Below are 1,573 nucleotides of genomic sequence, written 5' to 3' on the forward strand. Positions count from 1 at the left end.
GAGGTGGCGGATGCCGTGGGTGGTGACGAGGTGTTGGGCGAGGAGGCTGCCGAGGGTGCCGGTGCCGCCGGTGATCAGGACGGTGCCGTTCGGGTCGAGCGTGACGGCCGTCGGGGTGTCCGTCGTGGTGTCCGGGGTGACGACCCTGGCCAGCCGCGGCACGGTCAAGGTGCCTTCGCTGAGGGCGACTTCGGGCTCACCGGTGCCGAGCGCGAGCGGGAGCGCTGCGCCGGACGCCTCGCTGCCGTCCTGGTGGACGAGGACGATGCGGTCGGGGTGCTCGGCCTGGGCGGAGCGGACGAGCCCGACCAGGACGCCGACCGCCGGGCTGTCGGTCTCAGGGGGGAGGACGACCAGGACGCGGGCGTCGGCAAGGGCCTCGTCGGCGAGGACGTCCTGCAGCGCGGCGAGGGCGCCGGCCGCGAGCGCATGGGTGCGCTCGATCTCCTCGCCCTCCGGAACGGTCAGGTCGAGGTGCCGGACGCAGTCCAGGCCGGCGGCCCGGAGCGCGACGGCGACCGCGGCATCGCCGAGGAGGACCCAGGAGCCGGTCGCGGGGCCGCGACCCGCGAGGTCCTGCTCCTGCCAGTCCACCCGGTACAGCGGCGCGGCCCCGGACAGGGCGCTACGGGCCTCGGCGAGGCGGCTCGGGTCGACCTCGCGCATCGTCAGCGCGCCGATGGTCATCACCGGGGCGCCGGCCGCATCGGCCACGGCCATGGTCACCGTGCCCGGGGTCGGCTCGCTCACCCGGATCCGCAGCCGGGTCGCGCCGGTCGCGTGCAGGGCCACCCCGCTCCAGGAGAACGGCAGCCGGACGTGCCCGGTGGCCTCCACGACCCGCTCGCCGTCCGGTCCGGTCCGGGGAACGAGCGCGCCGGGGTGCAGGGCGGCGTCCAGCAGCGCGGGGTGGATGCCGTATTCACCGGGCTCGAAGCCGTCAGGCAGCGCGATCTCGGCGTAGACGGCGTCGGCGCCCCGCCAGGCGCTGCGCAGGCCCTGGAACAGCGGGCCGTAGTGGTAGCCGCGCTCGATGAAGTGCGCGTAGAAGTCGGAGAGTTCGACGGGGGTGGCGTCCGCGGGCGGCCAGGCGGTCAGGCTCTCCCCGTCGGCCTCGGGCGCCGTGACGAGGGAACCGGAGGCGTGGCAGGTCCAGGCGGGGGCGGTGGTCGTGTCATCGGGGCGGGTGTAGACGGCGAAGGCCGCCCGCCCGGTGCCGTCCGCGGGCTCGATCACCAGCCGCAGCTGCAGCGCGCCCTGCTCCGGGATGGCCAGGAAGGCGTGGTGGGTCAGCTCGTCGATCCGGTTGCAGCCGACCTGGGTGGCGGCGTGCAGCAGCAGGTCGACGAAGGCCGTGCCGGGCAGCACGGGTGCGCCGTAGATCTCGTGCTCGGAGGTCCACGCCGGGTCGTCGGCGGAGAGCCGGCCGGTGAACAGGTGCCCCTTGCCGTCGGGGAGTTCGATCACGGCTGTCAGCAGGGGGTGGTGGGCTGTGGTGAGTCCGGCGGAGGCGAGTCCGGTGTCGGTGGATCGGGTGGCGGGCTTGAGCCAGTAGCGGTTGCGTTGGAAGGGG

General features: G+C 74.9%; 1 protein-coding gene. It reads right to left on the minus strand.

Translation table 11 applies throughout. From position 1 onward, the window contains the following. Positions 1-1,573, minus strand: a 1,573-nt coding sequence (locus tag IF30_RS0140175; protein ID WP_030248030.1) for a polyketide synthase dehydratase domain-containing protein, incomplete at both ends; no start/stop codon positions are given.

It is taken from the genome of Streptomyces sp. NRRL S-350, assembly GCF_000719705.1.
Classification (GTDB): Bacteria; Actinomycetota; Actinomycetes; order Streptomycetales; family Streptomycetaceae; genus Kitasatospora.